The sequence below is a fragment of the Longimicrobium sp. genome (assembly GCF_048594345.1).
Classification (GTDB): Bacteria; Gemmatimonadota; Gemmatimonadetes; order Longimicrobiales; family Longimicrobiaceae; genus Longimicrobium.
In genome coordinates, this window is sequence record NZ_JBMDXM010000190.1 from 1 (window position 1) to 20,968 (window position 20,968).

Genomic DNA, 20,968 nt, shown 5'->3' on the forward strand with positions numbered 1-20,968 from the left:
GTGGTTGGGGGGTAGAAAGGTGGGAGCGTGGGGGTGGGCCGGACGTGGACGCGTTTTACAGATTAATCCGCGTCCACTCCCTGCCCCTCCGCGTGAATCCGTTCCGATTCAGGCGGGCGGCCGCCGCGGGATCACTCGAAGGGCCAGGCGTATGCGCTGCCCGGCGAAGCGCTGTTCCCGCCCACGCCGCCCAGCGTGTAGCACGTTTCCCCGCGCGCCTGCAGCACGCCGCACGGCACGGGAAGCTGCAGCTGCGTGCCGCGGTAGTGGTCGCCCCAGCCCCGGCCCAGAAAGTACCACGGCGCGCTGAGCAGCCCCTGGTACTGCGTTTCAAGGCGGAACTCCCACTTCAGCATCTCGAACAGGTTGCCGCAGGTGCCGTTGGGGAGCTTGGGCACACAGCTGGTGTTCAGCCCGGCCGCGTCGGTAGCGTTCAGCCCCGACGGCACGCGGGTGGCGTTCACCAGGCTGGCGGTCTGCGCCAGGTTGCCGGTGCGCAGGTAACCCTCGGCCCGCAGCAGGTCCAGCTCCTCGCGGGTGAACCACGGGAACACGTAGCCGCCAAAGTTTCCGTTGCGCCAGAGGCGGAACCGCTCGTCGCCGTAGTACGACCAGCGGTGGGTGCCGCGCTCCGGCCGGGTCCAGTACGTGAACGGCGTGGCCTGGTAGTACCGGCCCGGGCTTGCCCGCTGCGCCTGGATGGTCGCGCCCTGCGGAAAGCGGTTGTCGGGCGTGATGATGGCGAAGGACTCGCCGCCGGGAAGCACGGGGTGCCGGTTGGCGACGGGGAGGTTGATCCACGTCTGGTACCTGCCGGACTGGTCGGCCATCCCCAGGTACTGGTACTGCAGCTGCGAAAACGCCGACTCCCAGGTCATGAAGTAGCGGATGTCGCTGAACCGGTCGTTGCCGATGTCGACGGTGAAGTCGCTGGTGATCCCGTTGCCGGCATCCGCGATCACCTGCGCCCAGTTCACCACCGCCCGCTCCTGCGGCGTGCGGGCCACGTTCGCGCGGAACCGCGCCCGGACGGAGTAGGCCAGCTGCCGCAGCTCTTCGCTGCTGACGTACCGGTACATCCACTCGCCCGGCAGGGTAAAGCTGCCCTGCTGCGTAAGCGCGATGGCCTGGTCCAGGTGCGCGACGGCGGCGGCCATCACCTGGGCGTACGGGCGCAGCTCCGCCGTGGCCGGGTCCTGGGTGTCGTCGATCACCAGTCCCTGGTCGTACAGCAGGGCCACGTTGCCCAGGTGCAGGCCCAGCATGAACTCCGAAAACGCCCTGGCCGGCAGGTCCGGCCACTGGCCCACCGCCTGGCGGCCTTCGCGCAGCGCGGCGATGCCTTCGTAGCTCAGCGTCCAGGCCCTGGACCAGTCCCCGTAGTTGGGGTGGGACGGGTCGTTGATGATGGCGGTTCGCGGGTACTCCGAATACAGGTACGCACCCCAGTTTCCGGCGGTCGCGCTGTGCTGAAAAGACTGCACGCTCAGCATGAAGGCATTGGTGCCGGTCTCCGCGTTCCACCAGCGCTCGAACGACGTGCGCAGCCGGTCGTTCGCGAACCGTGCCGGGGACATTCCCTCCACCTGCACGCTGGCCGCGACCCCGCCGTACACGGCCACGACGTCCGTGTACCCGTCGACGCTGAACTCCAGCAGCCCCGCGGGGCTGATGCGGGCGTGTTGGGGAACGGTCACGGCCCAGATCACCTTCGCGTCGGGCACCACGTTGCCGTCGGCGTCCCTCACCACGGCCTGCATCTGCAGCGGACGCCCGATGACGCCCGGCGCGGAGGGCTGCACGATGGAGATGGTGTAGCTGGAGATGACCACGTCGACGGGCTCCTGGCCGTTGAGCGGCTCCAGGCGCAGCGCGATGGCGTCGTTGGCGCCCGGGTGCACGGCCGTCGTCACCTGGCCCCGGTGCGTTTCCGTACCGCCCGCGTCGTACAGGCGGGCCGAGAACACGCGGCTCGATCCCACCGGCACGTCCAGGCTGCCGCTGGCGACGCCCTCGACGACGGGGAGGTTGAAGACCAGCGGCTCGCCGATGCCGGGGCCCGTCACCTCCACCACCAGCGTGGCGGAGGAGATGGAGGCCACGGCGTTCAGCGCGAGCCGGGCGTGCCCCCTGGGAACGCCCTCCGACTCCACGGGCGAGTCCATGCAGCCGGCCAGCAGCAGCAGCGCCGCGGCCAGGATGCCGGCAAGGAAATTACGTCGCACGCGACTTACTCCTGCACCGTGATCTCGGCCCCGGCCGCCACGCCGCGGAAGGTCGCCACGATCCGGGCGGTGCCCGGGGCGTGCGCGGTCACGGTGCCGGTGGCACTTACCGACGCAATGGTGGGCACGGTGGACGCCCAGCTGATCTGCGGATTGACGACGGCGACGCCGTTGTCGCTGGCCGACGCGGTGTAGTTCGAGGTAGCGCCCACGGCGAGCTGCGTGGCACCCGGGGTGAGCGTGACGGTCACCGCGCCCACGGTCACGGTCACCGTCGCGCCGCTGGTGAGCGCCGACAGGGTGATGGCCAGCGACAGCGCCTGTCCCGGCTGCACGGCCGAAGTCTTTTCGCCCTGGTAGACCAGGATCCCCGCGGCGTCGTAGCCCTTGACCACAAAGCGGCGGGCTGCGCCGGCGGGCACCTCGATGCTGGTGGACGCCGTCGCGCCCGAAAGGGTAAGGTTGGCCAGCAGCGGCTCGGTGATGCCGGGGCCGGTCACCTCCAGCGTGAGTCCCGCGATGGTGGCGCTGGCGACGTTCACCTGTACGGAGAGCGTGCCGTTCTGGGGCTGCGTGACGCGCCCCGGCTCGCAGCCGGCGAGCGCGAGAAACAGTACGGCGATGGCCGCAATGGAAATGTGCCGCATGATGCTCCGGGAATCAGCAGATGGGGGAGGACGAAAGAGATACTTCCGGGCGGGGGACCCGTGGGAAACATCGGTAGTACACAACAAACTACGCCGCCGCGTCGTCGTGGGCAAGCATTTTCTTGCCACAAGGATGGATCCGCCCAACGCCGCGCGGGCCTGCGCGGCGCATCAGGAGCACCGTTGGACCTTGCCGTGCGATCGCCGTCACTCACGGCACCGGCTGAATTGCGTTCCCGCACCGCCCTTCCACTCCCCGGCGATCCTGCCGGGCTCCCGTTCGCCGTCCAAAAACAATCACACGGAGGTCGTGGAGTAAAAACGAGAGGACTCGGATGGAAGTTTCATCCGCGTCCCCCTGGTTCTTCCCGCCCTTCCGTGGCCCGATCTATCTCACAACCGAATCCGCAAATACGCTCATTATTCCCACTGCAGGTTCTCACGGTAGAGTAGACGCCAGGGTGGGTTAGCTGCACCCGCCCTGGACGCCCCTCCTCGAACCGGACGTACGGATTTCCCGCATCCGGCTCTCCCTCGTGGGTTTCACCAGTCGGCTATCGGAGAGTTGCGCGCGTTGGCCTGCAGAAGCTTCAGCCCAAGCCGCTGGGTCAGGAAGCCGTAGTAGGTCATCCCTGCCGGTGGCCGGCAGGCGCGCTGGCTCCTACGTCTGAGGTGCGTCGTCAAGCGTGCGATCACGAACGCGTTCACCTTTCGATAGGCACGGCGCGGGTAGCCGTAGCCGAAGTAGTTCTTCCAGCCTTCCAACGACTGGTTCACTTCCCTCACCAGTTCGTCCAGGGGCATGAAGCACTGCTTCTTGCCGACCAACTCCCGCGTCCGCTCCCTGCAACGCGCCACCGCCTTGTCCGAGGGGAACGCCGCCAGGTAGCGGTGCCCTCTTCCGTGTCGGTCCCGGTCGTAGCGGAAGGTGTAGCCCACGAAGTCCAGGCTTTCCCCGCTCTGCCGGGTTACGCTCACCACCCGGGTCTTGTCCCGGTTGATCGTCAGGCCAAGCCATCCTTCCACCGTCTGCTCTACCCACCGCGCGATCCCGGCCCCGACGTGGCGCCCATGATCACGAAGTCATCCGCATAGCGGACCAGACGGGCATCGACCCAGCGGCCCGGCCCGTGCCGGTAGAACACCGTATCGAACCAGTGGAGATACAGGTTGGCCAGCAGCGGCGAGATCACCCCGCCCTGCGGCGTTCCCTGTTTCGACCGGCTCACCGTCCGCCGGCCGCTCTCGTCACGATCTTCCACAGGTGCACCCAGCCACATGTGGATCAGGGAGAGGACCGACCGGTCCGCCACCCGCCGCTCGACCGCCTTCATCAGCTTGTCGTGCGGGATCGTGTCGAAGTAGGCTTGCAGGTCCGCGTCATAGACCGCCGTGTACCCCGCCCGCAGATTGGATTCGATCTGCCCCAGCGCATCCTTCGCGCTGCGTTTCGGCCGGTAGCCGTGCGAGCATTCCAGGAAATCCGCTTCGAAGATGGGCTCCAGGATCAGCTTCGCTGCCGTTTGCACCACCCGGTCACGGACCGTCGGAATGCCGAGCGGCCTCATCCTGCCGTCCGGTTTGGGGATGTACACGCGCCGCACCGCTTGAGGTCGGTACGTCTTCGCCTTCAGCGACTGGTGCAGTTCCGCCACCAGTGCGTCCGGCCCCCCGGGTGAGTTTTCGATCTGCTCGATCGACACTCCGTCCACCCCCGGCTTGCCGTCGTTATCGGCAACCTGGGCCCAGGCCGCCTCAAGCACGTCTTGCCTGTAGATCCGGTCGTACAGGGCGTAAAACCGGAACTTCGGCTCTCGCTTCGCCTTCTGGTAGAGCTTCTGTCTCAGCGTGAAGAGCTTCAGGGGCAGACGCTTGCCGTTGACCCGAAAGGCCTCCGGCAGGTCATCCCCTTCTCCCGTAGTGGCGTCGTGACGCAAGCGGTCTCTCCTCGTTTCTGACTCCGCGTCCCACGGGCAGGGCCCCTTCGCTCCACGGGAGTTACCCCGCTTCCCCGCTACTACGGACCCATCCGCAGCCCGGCCGTGCAGCACCAGCTGGTTATGCATTCCCAGCCGCACCCTGGGGCACGACCCCGGCACGCCGGGCCTTCTCAGGTTCCTCGACCCCTCTCTCGGTACGCGCCGTCCCCTACCACCCCGGAGAGCCCGACGGGTGCACATGCCTGTGTCTTCCCCGCCAGTGCTGGCTTCACCATCTCTGAAAGGCTGGCCACTCTCGGTAGCGTAACGAGGCTGAACCAGGTTCGCTTTCGCTACGGCTCGCACCGTGCGCCGCACAGGTGCTTCAGGGATCCGGTTGCCCGGTTACCCCGCCTGTTTGGCTACATGTATCACAGGCATTTCACATGGTGAACTCCTTTCAGTTCACAAGAGAGGTCAGGCTTGGCCTGACGCACCAGAGGGAGCAGAGGAAGCAGAGAACTGCCTGGTAAATCACCGCTTTTCTCTGCTTCCTCTGCTTCCTCTGCGTGCCAAATCTTTTTGCGGATTCGGGATCACATCATACCGTTTCTGCGAATTTGCCGTCGCTCCGGTTTCTACAACTGGAGTTCACACAGAGGACGCCGAGGCGCGGAGAAAGCGTGCTGTTCTCCGCGTCCTCCGCGCCCTCCGCGTCTCCGCGTGAACCCGGCAGTAAAACTCCGGGTTCACAACGAATTGGGGGATCCGGTATCAGCCGGGCGGCGGCCGCGGGATCACTCGAACGGCCAGGCGTAAAAGCTGCCCGGCGAGGCGCTGTTCCCGCCCACGCCGCCGAGCGTGTAGCACGCCAGCCCGCGCGTCTGCAGCACGCCGCAGGGCACCGGGAGCTGCCGCTGCGTGCCGCGGTAGTCGTCGCCCCAGCCGCGCGCCAGAAAGTACCACGGCGCGCCGAACATCCCCTGAAACTGCGTCTCCAGGCGGTACTCCCACTTCAGCATCTCGAACAGGCCGCCGCACTCCCCGCTGGGCAGTTTGGGCACGCAGCTGGTGTTGGAGCCGCCGGGGTTGGTCGCGTTCAGCCCGGCCAGCGTGCGGCTGGAGTTGACACGCATGGCGGTCTGGCCAAGGTCGCCCAGCCGGAAGTAGCCCTCCGCCATCAGCAGGTCCAGCTCCCTGCGGGGAAACCAGGTAAACGAACCGCTGGTGGTGCGCCACGAACGGAACCGCTGGTCCGCGTAGAACGACCATCGATGGGAACCGCGCGTGGGCTGCCCCCAGACGGGGTTGTTGTTGGGAGCGTAATAGTACCGTCCCGGGCTCACCCGCTGCTGCCCCAGGGTGGCGCCCTGCGCAAAGCGGTTGTCGGGCGTGACGATGAGGAACGGCGCGCCACCGGGAAGCACGGGATGGCGATCGGCCACGGGAAGGTTGATCCAGGTCTGGTAGTTGCCGGACTGGTCGGCCATCCCCAGGTACTGGTAGTGCAGCTGCGACCAGCCGCTGGCCTCCAGCGTCATGTAGTAGCCGGCGTAGTGCTCCCAGTCGGCCCAGTCGATCTCCATGGCGAAGTCGCTGAAGATCCCGTTGTTGGCCTCGGTGATCACCTGCGCCCAGTTCACCGCCGCCCGCTCGGCCGGAGTACGGGCCACGTTGGCGCGAAAGCGTGCCTTGAACGACGAAGCCAGCCGGGCCAGCTGGTCGCTGGTCATGGCCGTGGACGTCCACTCGGCGGGGATGGTGAAGCCGCCCTGCAGCGAGAGCGCCCTTGCCTCGTTCAGGTGGGCGATGGCGGTGGCCATCACCTCGTTGTACGGCCGCAGCTGCGCCGTCGCCGGGTCCTGCGACTCGTTTACGATCAGCCCCTGGTCAAAGAGCAGGGCGATGTTCCCCAGGTGCAGGCCCAGCATGAAGCTGGCAAACGCCTCGGCCCGCGCGTTGGGCCATGCCCCGCCCGCCTCGAAGCCCTCGCGCAGCGCGGCGATGCCGTCGTAGCTCCCCGTCCAGGCGCTGGACCAGAAGGGATAGTACTGCTGGGCCGGATCGTTCTGGATGGCCGTGCGCGGGTACTCCGAGTACAGGTACATCCCCCAATTGGAAGCCCACGCGCTGTGCTGGAACGACTGCACGCTCAGCATCATCCCCGCGGAGCCCACCTGCGTCTCGGTGTTCCACCAGCGCCGGTACGACTCGCGCAGCCGGTTCTCCTGGAACGCGGCCACCGACAACCCCTCGGTGGCCAGCGTGGCGGCGGCGCCGCCGTAGATGCCCACCACGGTAATGGGACCCACGCCCGTGACCTCCAGCAGCCCGCTGGGCCCGATGCGCGCGATGCCGGGCGTGGTCACACCCCACACAACCTTCGCGTCGGGCACCACGTTGTTGTCCGCGTCGCGCACGATCGCCTGGATCTGGGCGTTGCGTCCCACCATGATGGGCGCGGCCAGCGGCACGATCTCGACGGTGTAGCTGGAGATGACCACGTCGACGGGCTGCTCGCCGTTCAGCGGCTCCAGGCGCAGCGAGACGGCGTCGTTGGCGCCGGGACGCACGGCGGTCGTCACCTGGCCCCGGTGCGTCTCCGTTCCGCCCGCGTCGTACAGGCGCCCGGCGAACACGCGGCTGGATCCCACGGGTACGTCCACGCTCCCGCTGGCGATTCCGTCCACCACGGGAAGGTTGAAGACCAGCGGCTCGCCGATGCCGGGGCCCGTCACCTCCACCACCAGCGTGGCGGCGGAGAGGGAGGCCGTGGCGTTCAGCACCAGCCGGGCGTGCCCTTCAGGGACGCCTTCGGTGTCCACGGGCGAGTCCATGCACCCGGCCAGCAGCAGCAGCGCGCCGGCCAGGATGCTCGCAAGAAAATGACGTCGCATGCGACTACTCCTGCACCGTGATCTCGGCTCCGGCCGCCACGCCGCGGAACGTCGCCACGATCCGGGCGGTGCCCGGGGCGTGCGCGGTCACGGTGCCGGTGGCGCTCACCGACGCAATGGTGGGCACACTGGACGCCCAGCTGATCTGCGGATTGACGACGGCCACGCCGTTGTCGCTGGCGGCCGCGGTGTAGTTCGTCGTCCCCCCCACCGGCAGCTGCGTGGCGCCGGGGGTAAGCGTGACGGTCACGCCGCCCACGGTCACGGTCACCGTCGCGCCGCTGGTGAGCGCCGACAGGGTGATGGCCAGCGAAAGCGCCTGTCCCGACTGCACGGACGAGGTCTTTTCACCCTGGTAGATCAGGATCCCCGCGGCGTCGTAGCCCTTGACCACAAAGCGGCGGTCGGCGCCGGCGGGCACCTCGATGCTGGTGGACGCCGTCGCCCCCGAGAGGGCCAGGTTGGCCATCAACGGCTCGGTGATGCCGGGGCCGGTCACCTCCAGCGTGAGCGCCGCGATGGTGGCGCTGGCGACGTTTACCTCGACGGAGAGGGTGCCGTTCTGGGGCTGCGTGACGCGCCCCGGCTCGCAGCCGGCAAGCGCGAGAAACAGTGCGGCGATGGCCGCAATGGAAATCTGCCGCATGGTGTGCTCCACGGATCAAAATGAGGGGGAAGGACGGAGAAGATGCCGGTCCGGGCAGGGCGCCCATGGGGAGCAACGTATGTCCGAAAACAAGCTACCGATCGACGTAGCAGTCGGCAAGCATTGGCGCTTGAGCCCAGCAGACACCTGGAGAGAAGGCGCGTTTCACCCGCGCTGAAATGATGTGGTCGGTTGCTCCGGAGGTGCGCATTGGGGCGTGTCTGCCCCACCTTCATCGTCGCCGCCGCGGTCCGGACAGGACTTGCGGTTGAAGCCCCGTCCCGCGCGCGCCAGCTCGCGGGACGGGGCTTATCGCTTTCCCAGCAGCGGGTTTACCCGCTCATCGCCCGCCGCAGCGGTGTTGTAGCCACGTCGCACCTCAGTCATCCTGAGGGATCCGCAGCGCAATCCCATGAGTTTGCGGGATGATTGGCGGCGACCGAAGGAACTTGCCGGCCTAACCGTGAGGCTGGATTCGGGCAGAAGAGCTTGCCCCTCGGTGGCGGAAAGAAGGTCCTTCGGTCGCGCGCAAGCGGTTGTGGTAATTCTGTTTACCCGTGGTGCGCTCCCTCAGGATGACTCGCCTTGGTAGTGAAGGGAATCATCACCCTCCCTGCGGCCTACTCCGCCGCGGGCGAAACCCGCTGGGCGATCATCCCCATCAGCGTCTCGCGGTCGTTGAGCGCGGGGTTCTCGGTGACGCGCTCCAGCAGGTCGCGCAGGATCTCGCCGTAAAGCGGGCCGGGGGGGATGCCCAGCGCCCGCAGCTCCGCCCCGCCGATCGCCAGGTCGCCGATCTCCAGCGGCGCCGCGCGGGACAGTTCGCCACGGACACGCCGCCACAGCCGGTTGGTTTCCGCCAGCCGCGAATCGTCCGCCGCGCGCGCGCGCAGATCGGCGATGCGCAGGCGAAAGAGGTCGTTCACGTATTCTCGGCCGATGCGGCGCAGCCAGCGGCGCAGCTCCGGCTCCGGCGCGTCGGACGCGGGAAAGGCGGAGTGCTGCGCCACCAGGTGCACGGCCCGGTCGATCTCCGCGTTGGAGAACTTGAGGCGCTTCATCAGCCGGTGCGCCAGCGCGCCGCCCGTGGACGCGTGGTCCGATGGATCGGCCGCCTTGCCCACGTCGTGCAGCAGCGCGGCCAGGCGCAGGGCGGTGCGATGCGTTGGAACATCGTCGACGACGCGCAGCAGGTGCGTCCACACGTCCGCGTTCCCATCCGCCGCGCCCACGCACGCCTGCAGTTCGGGATACAGGTGCGCCAGCGCGCCGCACCCCTCGTACAGGCGCAGGGAGAGGGAGGGCGGATCCACCTGCCGCAGCACCTTGAGCAGCTCCTCGCGGACGCGCTCCGAGGACAGGTGCACCAGCTCCGGCGCCGAGTCCCGCGCCGCCTCCCACGTCGCCGCGTGAATGCGCAGGCCAAAGCGGCCGGCAAAGCGCAGGGCGCGGAGGACGCGCAGCCGGTCCTCGCGAAAGCGCTCCGCGGGATCGCCCACCGTGCGCAGGATGCCGTCGCGCAGGTCCGGCAGCCCGCCGTGCGGGTCGCGCAGCTCGTGGGTGACGGGATGCCAGGCGACCGCGTTGATGGTAAAGTCGCGGCGCTGCAGGTCGTCATCCACCCGGTCGGCAAAGATGACGCGCGCGTGGCGGCCGTCCGTCTCCACGTCGCGGCGAAAGGTGGTCACCTCGTACAGGCGCCCGTCCTTGCCCAGCACCCCCACCGTCCCGTGCGCGATGCCGACCGGGACGGTGCGGCGAAAGAGACGCTGCACGTCGCGCGGGCGGGCGGCGGTGGTCAGGTCCCAGTCGCCGGGCTGCCCGCCGGCCAGCGCATCGCGCACGGCGCCGCCCACCGTCCAGGTGTCGAACCCGGCGTCGCGCAGCGTTTGGGCGATGAAGAGCACGTCCCGCGGCGGGTGCAGGTCGGGACGGTCGGAGCGGTGAAACGGCTGGTTCACGTGGATCCGGGAAACGGCGGCGCCAGGCCGCAAGGCATATTCGGGCAACGACTTGGCGAAACGTTAATGTTTCGTTATCTTCTGTTTCCTCCCCGCAAGCTCACCCTTCACCGCGCCACGAATGACGATCGCCGACCTGCTTGACCGGTCCGCCGCCGCGGCCTCGTTTCGCGAGGCACTTACCCAGTTTCTGCGCGACGGGCGCTCCAGCCAGCGCATCGCATTCAGCCCCGGGTGCCCCAGCGTAAAGGTGGAGCGTGCGCTCACCAAGATGCTGGTAGAATATCCGCGCCTCGCCATCGAATCAATCGAGATCCGCGGCGTGTCGGGGTGCGAGTACTTTCGCGGCAAGCTGTTCGTGCGCACCACCACCGAAGAGCGGCGCGTGCAGTTTCACTGGGACTGCAAGTGGCGCGCGGAGCAGGCCGGGTGGACCGACTGGTTCGGCTTTCCCGACCAGGGACGCGCGGCGCGCGAGTTTGGCTGGGACTGCTTCCGCAGCTGGGCCGAGGAAGAGGTGAGCCCCATCGCCATCGCCATCGACCCGGCCGCCCTTGCCGACGCGTCCGAAACCCAGGCCGTTCTCGCCTGACGCATCGTTTCTGTCTCCAGCCGATCCGCGGACTCGCTGCTCATGCCGAGTCCTCGAACGGAGGAGGGGGTACCGAGGAACAGAGAAGGCCAGAGGTGCAGAGGACAACCATTTCCTCTGTACCTCTGGCTTTTGTCTGTTCCTCTGTACCCTTCCTCTTTTTGCTTTTTGTGACACGACGCGGAAGGTTGTTCAAGCCTCGCTGCGCCATCCCGTTCCGGCTTGCGCATGGAGACGGCAACGGCGAGCTTCGGACCGCCACTCCGTCCATCCCACGCCCACCCGCCGATGATGATCCATCGCACCCTTCCGCTGCTCGCGATCACCGCCGCGCTCGCCGCGACGTCCGCCGCCGCGCAGGAATCGCCGTTCCAGACGCGCGCGTGCCCCGTTCCCGCGGCGCTCCAGGGCTATCCCGTCTGGGCAAGGGCCGCGGACGGCACGGCGCTGGATTCCGCCTGGACGCGCTCCGTGGCCGACGCGGTGGCGCGGCGGTGGGAGCCGCCCAGCCGCCGGCGCGCCAGCTTTCCGGGGCTCAGCCGCCTGCGCGAACGCGTGCAGCCGCCCGAGCCGCGCTGGCCCGACGACTGGGCGCCCTCCGCCAGCCACGTGGCGCGCGTGGAGGTGACGCTGCGCCGGGGCGGCCGCCCGGGCGAGGCCGCCGTCACCGCGCCCTCCGGCGACCGCGCCTTCGACCGCACGCTTCCGGAGTTGTTCCGCGAGGGCGCGCCGGGAAGCCCGGACCTTCCCGCGCTCCCCGCCGGGCTGGACTCCGTGCGCCTGGTCGTCGGCTTTGGCGTCGCGCCGGAAGAGGGCGCGGGGGCCGTGCGGTTTGCCGCGCAGCAGTCGCCGCTGCAGGTGGTGCCGGGCACGCTGACCGTCAACCGCCCCAGCACGGCACCCCCCGCGGGACCGCCGCTCCCCGTCACCGTGAAGTACGACGTGGACGCCGCCGGACGCGTCCTGCCCGGCAGCATCCAGGTGCTCGAAGGCTCGGACCGGTCGATGACGACCGCCGTGCAGGCGGGGCTGCTGCGGGCGCGCTTTACCCCCGCGCAGTCCAACTGCCGCGCCGTGACGCTGAGCGCCGTGCAGCAGTTCGGCGGCCGCTGAGCCGCACCGGGGGATGATGATGTCCGGCCCGTTCCGCTGAACTCCGAAGCGTCTGTCCCGTTTGCGCCGGGACGGACGTTCTCGTATCCGCATCGGGCTCGCGCGGCGGCGTTTGACGTTCGGAACCGGTGCGCATCCCCAAACCCCTTCCTTCCGCAGAGGTGTCGCATGCGCATTCCCCCGTCTCGCTGGCTCCTCGTACTCGCGCTGGCCGCGGCGGCCTGCGGCCGCGATCTCACGGAAGCAACCGAGGATGAGATGGCGTCCGTGGCGGGGGCATGGACCGGAAGGTCGCCGATGCTGGATCTGAACTTCACGCTGACCGACGGGCCCGCCGGCACCGTGTTCGGCACCGGCACGGTTAAGCTCAAGCGCAGCCCCGAGACACTTCCCATCACGGTGACCGGCACCTACCAGCGCCCGCTGCTTTCGCTCACCATCGACGGAATCCGCATCGACCAGCAGGTGCTGGACGGTACGTGGCGCGGAAGCTACACCGCCGCGGGACCCATCCTGGAAGCGCTGCAGCTTACGCCGGCCGTCGAGGGCATGGGCGACACCCGCGAAGTGACCATCCTGCTGGAGGAAACCGGCGGCGCGTAAGCGATCCCCGACGGCAAGGGCACCGGCGCAGCGGGAGGATGTTGCTGAACCTCGAAACACGATGCGAAGCGGTGTCATCCTGAGGGTGCGCACCACGGGCAACCAGAATCCACACAACAGGTTGCGCGCGACCGAAGGACCTTCTTTCGGCTCGCGAGGGGCATGCTCCGGGTGGAGTGTCCAGCACCTCGGATCTGCTGGAAAGGTCCTTCGGTCGGCGCCAACGTCCTTCGTACAGGCAAACACAAGGCGGCGTCCCTCAGGATGACTGACCGCGAGCAGGTTTGTCCCGCTGGCGGAAAGAAAGAACGGCGGCACCCCGCGTTGGGTGCCGCCGTTGCTTCATCCACGGGAACCGGATCGATCGATCAGGCGCAGCCGCAGCCCCCCTGGCGAATGCTTTCATCCTCCAGGGCCGTCTCCTGCGGCGTGGCCAGGAACGAGGCCGGGGAAAGGTCCAGCATGCGGCGCAGCGAGCGCTCGGCGCGCACGCGCACGTCCTCGTCCAGCACCAGCTCGTGCTGCTGGTGGTCCAGGCACCAGGCCAGCTTGGCCAGCGTGTTGACCTTCATGTTGCCGCAGATGGCCGCGCCCGACAGCGGCACCAGCGTTTTTTCCGGAAAGCGCGCCTTGAGCCGGTCCACGATGCCGCGCTCCGTGCCGAAGATCACCTCGTCGTTCGCCTCGGCGATGTCGACCATCTTGGCCGTCGAGGCCACCATGTCGGCCTGGGCCAGCAGCTCCGCCCGCGCCTCGGGGTGGATGACGACCAGCGCGCGCGGATGCTTCTTCTTCGCCGCCGCCAGCTCGTCCAGCACCAGGTCGTCGTGCACGTAGCAGTAGCCGTCCCAGGCCACGATGCTGCCGGGCTGCACCGCCCCGTCCTCGCGCCCGGCAACCACGTACGGGCGGCCGCTCTTTTCCGCCGCGTACTTGGCCAGATTGCGGTCGGGGACAAAGAGGATGGTGCGGTCCGCCGGAACACCGTTCACCACCTGCACCGCGTTGGCGCTCGTGCAGCAGATGTCGCTCTCCGCCTTGACCTCGGCCGTCGAGTTCACGTAGGCGACGACCACGGCGTCCGGGTACCGCGCCTTGAGTCGGCGCAGCGCGTCGCCCGTAACAAAATCGGCCATGGGGCAGCCAGCACGCAGGTCAGGCATCAGCACCTGCTTTTCGGGCGACAGGATCTTGGCCGTCTCGGCCATGAAGTGCACGCCGCAGAAGACGATGACGTCGGCGTCGGTGCGCGCGGCCTCCTGCGACAGCCCCAGCGAGTCGCCCAGGTAGTCGCTGACCTCCTGGATCTCCACCCGCTGGTAGTTGTGCCCCAGGATCACCGCGTTCAGTTCCGTCTTGCGGCGCCGGATGCGCTCGGCCAGCTCCTCGCGGGAGAGCCGGGCGTACTCCAGCGGCGAGCGCAGCGTATCGACCATCTGGATCAAGGGCGGCCTCCAGCCGAGGGGTACGATTCTCGAAATGAGAATATCGCAAGATCGTGACGAGAAATCAAGTATGGAAGTTTCATTCTCGTTGCTGAACCTGGAGTTGCGCCTTCCTCAGGCGGCGTCGGAGCAAACAGCCGATATCGCAAAGCCGGTCATCCTGAGGGAGCCGCCGCACAACACCTTCTTCATCGAAGATCCATGGCCGCGACCGAAGGACCTTGCCGGCCGAATCGCAGGGATGGATCGCCGAGATCGAGCTTGCCTCGCGCAGGCGGAAAGAAGGTCCTTCGGCCGCGCGCAAGCGGCTGTGTAGCTGCAAGTTTCGCATGGGCGCTCCTCAGGATGACTGGCTTGGTGTGGTACGCAGAAAGGCCCGCGGATCGCTCCGCGGGCCTCCCGAAATCTACCGGACCGTCCGGTTCAGACGGTGAACGAGCTGCCGCAGCCGCAGCCGCCGCTGGCGTTCGGGTTGTTGAACGTAAAGCCCGAGCCCTGGAAGGTCGACACGTAGTCGATCTCGGTGCCGTTCAGGTACTGCAGGCTGAAGGGGTCCACGAACAGGCGAATGCCCTCGGACTCCAGGATCATGTCATCCTCACCGGGCTCGTCTTCGATGTTGAGCCCGTACTGAAAGCCCGAGCACCCGCCCGGAAGCACGCCCACGCGAAGCCCGGCGCTCTCCGCCGCGCCCTGCTCCTCGATGTAGCGGCGAACCTCGGTGGCGGCCGTCGCCGTAAGCAGCACGGGGGTGGCCGGGGCTTCGGTCTGGGTGGTCGCGGTCTCTACCTGCATGTTCTCCCCCGCTCTCAGGGTTCAAGCGCCGAATCGCGCATCTTGGCCTTGTCTAACGACTTGCGTACCCGTTCCCGGCCTGCAGGTTTCGCGCCCCGTGCGGGGTGGGAACAGGGGTTCCGATTCAAGATAATCAACCCGGCAAGCCCTGCCTAGCTTTCGCTCTCCGCCAGGATCATCTCCACCGCCTGCGCCGTCGACCGCACGGGGCGGATGAAGGGCATTCCGGCCGTCGCCTCGGCCTCCGTCTCGGGGCTGCAGACCAGGAACCCGCGCGCCCCGAACCGCCCCGCCGCCTGCACGTCGCGCCGCCGGTCGCCCACCCACCACGAGCGCGCCAGGTCCACCCCGTGCTCGCGGGCGGCGCGCAGGAACATTCCCGCGCCCGGCTTGCGCTCCGCATCCGGCCCACCGTCTTCAAAGTCGGGGCTGTGGTACTCCGCGTCCAGCCGCGCCCCGTGCTGGGCCAGTTCCCGCACCAGCCGCGCGTGCACCGCGGCGTACTGCGCCTCCGTAAAGTACCCGCGCGCGATCCCCGACTGGTTGGTCGCCAGAACGACAACGAAGCCCGCCGCGTTCAGCCGCGCCACCGCCTCGCCCGCGCCCGGCAGCAGTTCCACACCCTCCGGATCGGCCAGGTAGTGCCGGTCCACGATCAGCGTCCCGTCGCGGTCGAGAAAGACGGCTGGGCGGAGGGAATCAGGCATTCGGGCGATCCTGTGTTAGTGGCACGTCCGGAGAAACTTGTCGTCGAGCACCACCTGCCCGTCGCAAACCTGGCGCAGCCGGTCCGTATGCGCCTGGGTGGGAAAGTGGCACCAGATCACCTTGCGGCCGGTCGCCTGCACGGCCTGGATAGCGGGCACGTAATCCGTATCTCCCGCGACCAGCATCGCCACGTCATACCGGTCGGCGTGAGCCCCAACCACCATGTCGGTGGCGAGGTTGACGTCCGTCTCCTTCTCCACGTGATATCTCTGCGTGGAGATCGCCCCACAGCGAGGGCAGTGGAAATTCTCACGCCGCGGTTCATTCCGCCCAAGGACCAGCTTGACCGCATTGGTTTCACGCAAACGCTCGAAAAAACGATGCTGGCCACGATAGGCGGGTGATTGGTTGTCGGGTAGAGGGGACGTGTAGTAGCGCATTTTGACGAGCACGTAGCCTCGGGCAAGCTGCCGCGCCAGCCGGGGAATGTCGAGGTCTCGTATGCCGGCTTCGAGTTGAACAACGCGAAAGTTGGTCCCGTCGACAAAGATCTCCAGGCGGAGCTTGCGCGGCGCTTCGGACATGGGCCATTCGCACGCAAAAGGGTTCCGGGCACAAAATAACGAGGGGATGTGCACCGTGTGGTGCACACCCCCCCGGAACTATGTACCCAGTACCCCGAGGGGAGTGGGCCCGTCCTTGTTCGCGCAGCGAAATCTACATCGCTGCCCCGGGCTGTCAAGCCCTTGCGGGCGCTTTGTTCACTTCACCCGGCGGTGATGTTGAAGCCGGCATCCACGTACATGGTTTCGCCGGTGATGCCGGTGGACAGGTCGCTGGCCAGGAACAGGCAGGTGCGGCCCACCTCCTCCGACTCCACCGTGCGCTTGAGGGGCGAGCGCTCGGCGGTGATGCGCATCAGGTCGCGGAAGTGCGCCACGCCGCGCGCCGCCAGCGTGTTGATGGCCCCGGCCGACACCGCGTTGATGCGGATTCCCCTCTGCCCCAGGTCCACGGCCAGGTAGCGCACGCACGCCTCCAGCGACGCCTTGGCCACGCCCATCACGTTGTAGCCGGGCACCGCCTTCTGCGAGCCGTAGTACGTCATGGTGACGATGCTTCCGCCCTCCGGCATCAGCGGGGCGGCGGCGCGGCTCAGCGCCACCAGCGAGTACGCGCTGATGTCCTGCGCCACCAGAAAGTCCTCGCGCGCCGTCTCGATGAACGGGTTGGCCATCGCCGGCTTGGGCGCGAACGCCACCGAGTGGAGCACAAAGTCCAGCCGTCCCCACTTTTCGCGCAGATCGTCGAACATGGACGCCATTTGCGCGTCGTCGCGCACGTCCAGGTCGTACAGCGGCACGTCGCCCAGGTCCGAAACCGTGCGGGTGACACGGTCGCGCATGACCTCGCCCTGGTAGGTAAAGGCGAGCTCCATCCCGGCGGCGCGCAGCGCCAGCGCGCACCCCCAGGCGATGGAGTTCTGGTTGGCCACGCCGACGATGAGGCCCTTCTTACCCGCCAGCAGACCGGCGAGCGGCGAGTTCTCGGACATGATCTCCGTTCGCTGCGTTGGATGTTCGGTTGCGCGTGAGCCCTGGACGGCGGCCCGCGGCTGCTCGACTGCACGTTCCGGGCGTGGCCCGCTCCATCAGCCCCCGCGCCGTGCTCCCGGCGGAAGCGCCATGGCCCGCGGGGGCGGCGCTGCGGGGGCCGGCGGCGTGGGGGCCGGCACCGGCGGCTGGGCTGCGGGCGGCGCCACGTCCTCCTCCGCCTCCACCTCCGCCCCGGCGCTGTCGGCCGCGGCGGAGTCGGCGGGGGTCGTCTTGGGCGGCGGCGCGGGCCGCGGGGTGCGCAGCGGCACCTCGCCGCCACCCACCAGGCCGTTCACGTTCCGCACGTCGCGCACGCGGACCGTGTAGATGGTGTCCGGCAGCAGCGGCGCCGCCGGGCGGGCGAACAGCGACTGCGAGGGCAGCGGCCCGGTCGGCAGCGAATCCGCCCGCGCCGTGTCACGCCCGGCCGGCTCGCGCGGCGCCGGGCGCGGCTGCTGTCCGGCCGCCGGCGGCACCGAGTCGCCGGCGGCCGTGTCGCGCGCCTGCGGCGGCGCGCCCACGCGCACCTCCGCCAGCGCCACCGCGCCGTCGGGCCCGGTCACCTCCACCTGCGCGGCGGACAGCGGCTGCGTCGGGTCCAGGTAATCGTCGAAGCGCACCTCCACCCAGCCATCCGTGATCCGCGCGGAGCCCGCCCGCGGCGGCGTGGTGTCGGGGAGCAGAATGGCCAGCGTGGCCGCGGCCGTATCCCCCACGGCCACCGTGATCGCCGCCGAGTCGCGCGGCTCGAACGGGTCCGGGCGGCGGTTGCGGTTGTTGTCGCGGTACGCCAGCACCCGGTACTCGCCCTCCGGGATCTGCTGAAAGGCAAAGCGGCCGGAGCTGTCCGCCTGCGTGGAGTAGACCAGCGAATCGCTCAGCCGCAGGGCGTCCACCCGTGCCTGCACGGAAGCCAGGCCGGTGATGCGCTCCGTGACCGTTCCCGTGGCCCGCGTGTCGGGGATGGCGGGGCCGGTGGAAAAGACCAGGCGCACGCGCTCCGTGCGCCGGTTGTTGAAGCGGTCCTGCAGCCCGGCCGCCACCTCTACCTGGTAGATGATCCCCGGCCGCCACCCGCGCCTGGGCTTCACGCGAAGCTCGCGCCCCTCCTTGTCCACCGACACGGGACCCAGGCGAGGGCTGAGCGTCACCGCGTCCTCCACACCCTCTTCGGACAGCGTCTCGTCGAACTCGAACACCACCGGGCCGATCCAGCGCTCCAGCACGGCGTTGGTGTCCGGGCGGATGGCCACCAGCACGGGCGCGATGCTGTCCACCGGGCCGCCCTTCGGCGCCTCGATGTGCGCGCACCCGGGCGCCCCGGCCAGCGCGGCCGCGGCGAGCACAGCCGCGCCGAGGGAGGCCAGACGGCGGATCAAGCCGCGCCCTCCAGCGAGGCCAGCTTTTCGGCCAGCTTGGCGTGCTGCTCGCGCAGCGAGGCCAGCTTGTCGCGCTCGTACGCCACCACGTTCTCCGGCGCGCGCGAGACAAAGCTCTCATTCGACAGCTTCTTCTCCGTCCCGCCGATCTGCCCGTCGATCCGTCCCAGCTCGTCGCGCAGACGGGCGCGCTCGCGGTCCAGGTCGATGACCCCCGCCAGCGGCACGAACAGCTCCGTCCCCGAGCGCAGCACCGCGCTGGCGCCCACCTCGCCGTTGCCGGAGCCGAAGGTCAGCTCCTCCACCCGCGCCATGTCGCGCAGGGCACGGCGGCTGGCCTCCAGAATCCCCTGCACCGCCTCCGACGCCACTACGCGCAGCGGCACGCGGGCGGCGGGCTGAATGCCGTACTCACCGCGCAGCGTGCGCACGGCGCCGATCACCGCCTGCAGCTCTTCGATGGTCCGCTCCGCCGCCTCGTCCTCCCACTCCGGGCGCGGCTCCGGCCAGCGCGCTACGATCAGCGACGCCTCGGCGTCCGCGGCGCGGGGCAGCTTTTGCCACACGGCCTCGGTGATGAACGGCATCACCGGGTGCAGGATGCGCATGGCCCCGTCCAGCGCCTGCGCCAGTGTGGCCTGCGCCGCGCGGCGGCTGTCCTCGCCCATGTCGCCGCGCAGGCGCGGCTTTACCAGCTCCAGGTACCAGTCGGCCAGCTCGCCCCAGAAGAACTCGTATCCGCGCAGCGCACACTCCTGCAGGCGAAACTTCTCGAACGCGTCGGTCACCTCGCGCGCGGCCCGCGACTGGCGCGACAGGATCCACCGGTCCATCGGCTCCAGGTGGTCCTTTACCTCGTCCAGCGGAATGCGCGGCCCGTCGCCCAGGTTCATCAGGGCAAAGCGGCCGGCGTTCCACAGCTTGTTGGCGAAGTTGCGGCCCGGGCCGAACGCCTCCTCCAGGTTCTCGTAGTTCAGGTACTGGTCGGTGGCTGCGCCGCTGCCGCTGATCACCGTGTAGCGCATGGCGTCGGCGCCAAACCGCTCCTTCACGATCAGCGGATCGATGCCGTTCCCCAGCGACTTGCTCATCTTCCGCCCGAGATGGTCCCGGACGGTTCCCGTCAGATAGACGTCGCGAAAGGGGATGGCGCCGCGGAACTCGATCCCCGCCATCACCATCCGGGCGACCCAGAAGAACAGGATCTCGGGCGCGGTGACCAGCGTGTGGCCGGGATAGAACGCCTTGAGGTCCGCCGACTCCTCGTTGGGCCACCCCATGGTGCTGAACGGCCACAGCCACGAGCTGAACCAGGTGTCGAGCACGTCCGGATCCTGCTCCAGCGCGCTTCCGCCGCACTTCGGGCAGGACGTCGGATCTTCACGGGCAACGATAGTTTCGCCGCATCCCTCCGCCCGGCAGTACCAGACGGGGATGCGGTGGCCCCACCACAGCTGGCGGCTGATGCACCAGTCCCGGATGTTCTCCATCCAGTGCTCGTACACCTTGCCGAACCGCTCCGGATGGAAGCGCAGCTCGCCGTCCTTCCACGCCTGCAGCGCGGGCTGGGCGAGCGGCTTCATGCTCACGAACCACTGCTCGCTCAGCCGCGGCTCCACCACGGTGTCGCAGCGGTAGCAGTGCGGCACGGCGTGGGTGTGCTCCTCCACCTTTTCCAGCAGCCCCAGCCCGTCGAACGCCGCGACCACGGCGCGGCGCGCCTCGGTGCGGTCCATCCCTCGGAACGCCTCGGGCACCTCGTCGTTCATCGACGCTTCGGGCGTCATCACGTTCAGCGCGGGAAGGCCCGTGCGCTGCGCCACGTCAAAGTCGTTGGGATCGTGCGCGGGAGTCATCTTTACCGCGCCCGAGCCGAACTCCGGGTCCACGTACGTGTCGGCTACGATGGGAATGCGGCGGCCTGTCAGCGGCAGGTCGATCTCCGCGCCGATCAGCGTCGCGAAGCGCTCGTCCTCCGGGTGCACGGCCACGCCGGTGTCGCCCAGCATGGTCTCCGGGCGGGTGGTGGCCACGACCAGGTAGGGCCGTCCGTCCGGCAGCCGCGGCAGGCCGGGTGCGTCCACGCCCTCCGCCAGCGGGTAGCGCAGGTGCCACAGCTTGCCGGGGTGCTCCGCCGGCTCCGCTTCTTCGTCGCTGAGCGCGGTCAGGCAGCGCGGGCACCAGTTGATGATGCGGTTGCCGCGGTAGACCAGCCCCTTTTCGTACAGCCGGACAAAGACCTCGCGGACGGCGTCGGAGAGCTCGGGATCCAGGGTGAAGCGCGTGCGGCTCCAGTCCAGCGAGCAGCCGATGGAGCGCAGCTGCTTGAAGATCACGCCCCCCGTCTCGCGCACGAACTCCCACACCCGCTCCACGAACGCCTCGCGCCCCAGGTCGAAGCGCGTCTTGCCTTCCTTGGCCAGAAGGCGCTCCACCACGTTCT

At 68.7% G+C, this 20,968-nt stretch carries 18 protein-coding genes; 3 read left to right on the forward strand and 15 right to left on the reverse strand.

What is annotated here, in order from left to right:
* Nucleotides 1-131 precede the first annotated feature (131 nt).
* The 7 genes from ACOJUJ_RS20975 to ACOJUJ_RS21005 all read right to left on the reverse strand — a co-directional run bounded on the left by ACOJUJ_RS20975 (nt 132) and on the right by ACOJUJ_RS21005 (nt 10,295).
* The gene (locus ACOJUJ_RS20975; protein WP_420128865.1) at nt 132-2,225 is read right to left on the reverse strand and encodes a hypothetical protein; all 2,094 of its coding nucleotides are present in this window, start codon (nt 2,223-2,225) and stop codon (nt 132-134) included.
* A 5-nt stretch (nt 2,226-2,230) separates the two neighbouring features.
* Nucleotides 2,231-2,872 (reverse strand): Ig-like domain-containing protein, encoded by a 642-nt coding sequence (locus ACOJUJ_RS20980; RefSeq protein ID WP_420128866.1) that lies wholly within the window; start codon nt 2,870-2,872, stop codon nt 2,231-2,233.
* 543 nt (nt 2,873-3,415) lie between these two features.
* Nucleotides 3,416-3,898, reverse strand: a complete 483-nt coding sequence (locus ACOJUJ_RS20985) for a group II intron maturase-specific domain-containing protein (protein WP_420128867.1) — start codon at nt 3,896-3,898, stop codon at nt 3,416-3,418.
* A gap of 8 nt (nt 3,899-3,906) precedes the next feature.
* Entirely contained in the window at nt 3,907-4,809 is a 903-nt protein-coding gene (locus tag ACOJUJ_RS20990) for a reverse transcriptase domain-containing protein (protein ID WP_420128868.1), read from the reverse strand.
* Between the two features lie 779 nt (nt 4,810-5,588).
* Nucleotides 5,589-7,688, reverse strand: coding sequence for an Ig-like domain-containing protein (locus ACOJUJ_RS20995; protein WP_420128869.1), 2,100 nt, complete (start codon nt 7,686-7,688; stop codon nt 5,589-5,591).
* Nucleotides 7,689-7,692: 4 nt separating this feature from the next.
* Nucleotides 7,693-8,334: an Ig-like domain-containing protein gene (locus ACOJUJ_RS21000; RefSeq protein WP_420128870.1), complete on the reverse strand. Its 642-nt coding sequence runs from the start codon at nt 8,332-8,334 to the stop codon at nt 7,693-7,695.
* Between the two features lie 620 nt (nt 8,335-8,954).
* Nucleotides 8,955-10,295 (reverse strand): CCA tRNA nucleotidyltransferase, encoded by a 1,341-nt coding sequence (locus tag ACOJUJ_RS21005; RefSeq protein WP_420128871.1) that lies wholly within the window; start codon nt 10,293-10,295, stop codon nt 8,955-8,957.
* Nucleotides 10,296-10,416: 121 nt separating this feature from the next.
* On the opposite strand from ACOJUJ_RS21005, the gene ACOJUJ_RS21010 reads away from it, so the two are divergent.
* From ACOJUJ_RS21010 to ACOJUJ_RS21020, 3 genes are all read left to right on the forward strand, one after another.
* Nucleotides 10,417-10,887, forward strand: a complete 471-nt coding sequence (locus ACOJUJ_RS21010; protein ID WP_420128872.1) for a hypothetical protein — start codon at nt 10,417-10,419, stop codon at nt 10,885-10,887.
* 291 nt (nt 10,888-11,178) lie between these two features.
* On the forward strand, nt 11,179-12,000 hold the full coding sequence (locus tag ACOJUJ_RS21015) for a hypothetical protein (protein WP_420128873.1): 822 nt from the start codon (nt 11,179-11,181) through the stop codon (nt 11,998-12,000).
* A 297-nt stretch (nt 12,001-12,297) separates the two neighbouring features.
* Nucleotides 12,298-12,603 (forward strand): hypothetical protein, encoded by a 306-nt coding sequence (locus tag ACOJUJ_RS21020; protein WP_420128874.1) that lies wholly within the window; start codon nt 12,298-12,300, stop codon nt 12,601-12,603.
* A gap of 368 nt (nt 12,604-12,971) precedes the next feature.
* Here the strand turns inward: ACOJUJ_RS21020 and nadA are convergent, their stop codons facing one another.
* The 8 genes from nadA to ACOJUJ_RS21060 form a co-directional block, all read right to left on the reverse strand.
* On the reverse strand, nt 12,972-14,039 hold the full coding sequence (gene nadA / locus ACOJUJ_RS21025; RefSeq protein WP_420128882.1) for a quinolinate synthase NadA: 1,068 nt from the start codon (nt 14,037-14,039) through the stop codon (nt 12,972-12,974).
* Between the two features lie 88 nt (nt 14,040-14,127).
* Entirely contained in the window at nt 14,128-14,379 is a 252-nt protein-coding gene (locus ACOJUJ_RS21030) for a hypothetical protein (protein ID WP_420128875.1), read from the reverse strand.
* 92 nt (nt 14,380-14,471) lie between these two features.
* Nucleotides 14,472-14,843: an iron-sulfur cluster insertion protein ErpA gene (erpA, locus tag ACOJUJ_RS21035; protein ID WP_420128876.1), complete on the reverse strand. Its 372-nt coding sequence runs from the start codon at nt 14,841-14,843 to the stop codon at nt 14,472-14,474.
* Nucleotides 14,844-14,995: 152 nt separating this feature from the next.
* Complete coding sequence (locus ACOJUJ_RS21040) at nt 14,996-15,550, reverse strand: D-glycero-alpha-D-manno-heptose-1,7-bisphosphate 7-phosphatase (RefSeq protein ID WP_420128877.1); 555 nt, start codon at nt 15,548-15,550, stop codon at nt 14,996-14,998.
* A 15-nt stretch (nt 15,551-15,565) separates the two neighbouring features.
* A complete protein-coding gene (locus tag ACOJUJ_RS21045; RefSeq protein ID WP_420128878.1) occupies nt 15,566-16,135 on the reverse strand; it encodes an NYN domain-containing protein in 570 nt (189 codons plus the stop codon).
* 182 nt (nt 16,136-16,317) lie between these two features.
* Entirely contained in the window at nt 16,318-17,106 is a 789-nt protein-coding gene (locus ACOJUJ_RS21050) for an enoyl-ACP reductase FabI (protein WP_420128879.1), read from the reverse strand.
* 96 nt (nt 17,107-17,202) lie between these two features.
* Nucleotides 17,203-18,525 (reverse strand): Ig-like domain-containing protein, encoded by a 1,323-nt coding sequence (locus ACOJUJ_RS21055; protein ID WP_420128880.1) that lies wholly within the window; start codon nt 18,523-18,525, stop codon nt 17,203-17,205.
* A partial coding sequence (locus tag ACOJUJ_RS21060; RefSeq protein WP_420128881.1) for a valine--tRNA ligase occupies nt 18,522-20,968 on the reverse strand: 2,447 nt, incomplete at its 5' end. The genes ACOJUJ_RS21055 and ACOJUJ_RS21060, both read right to left, overlap by 4 nt.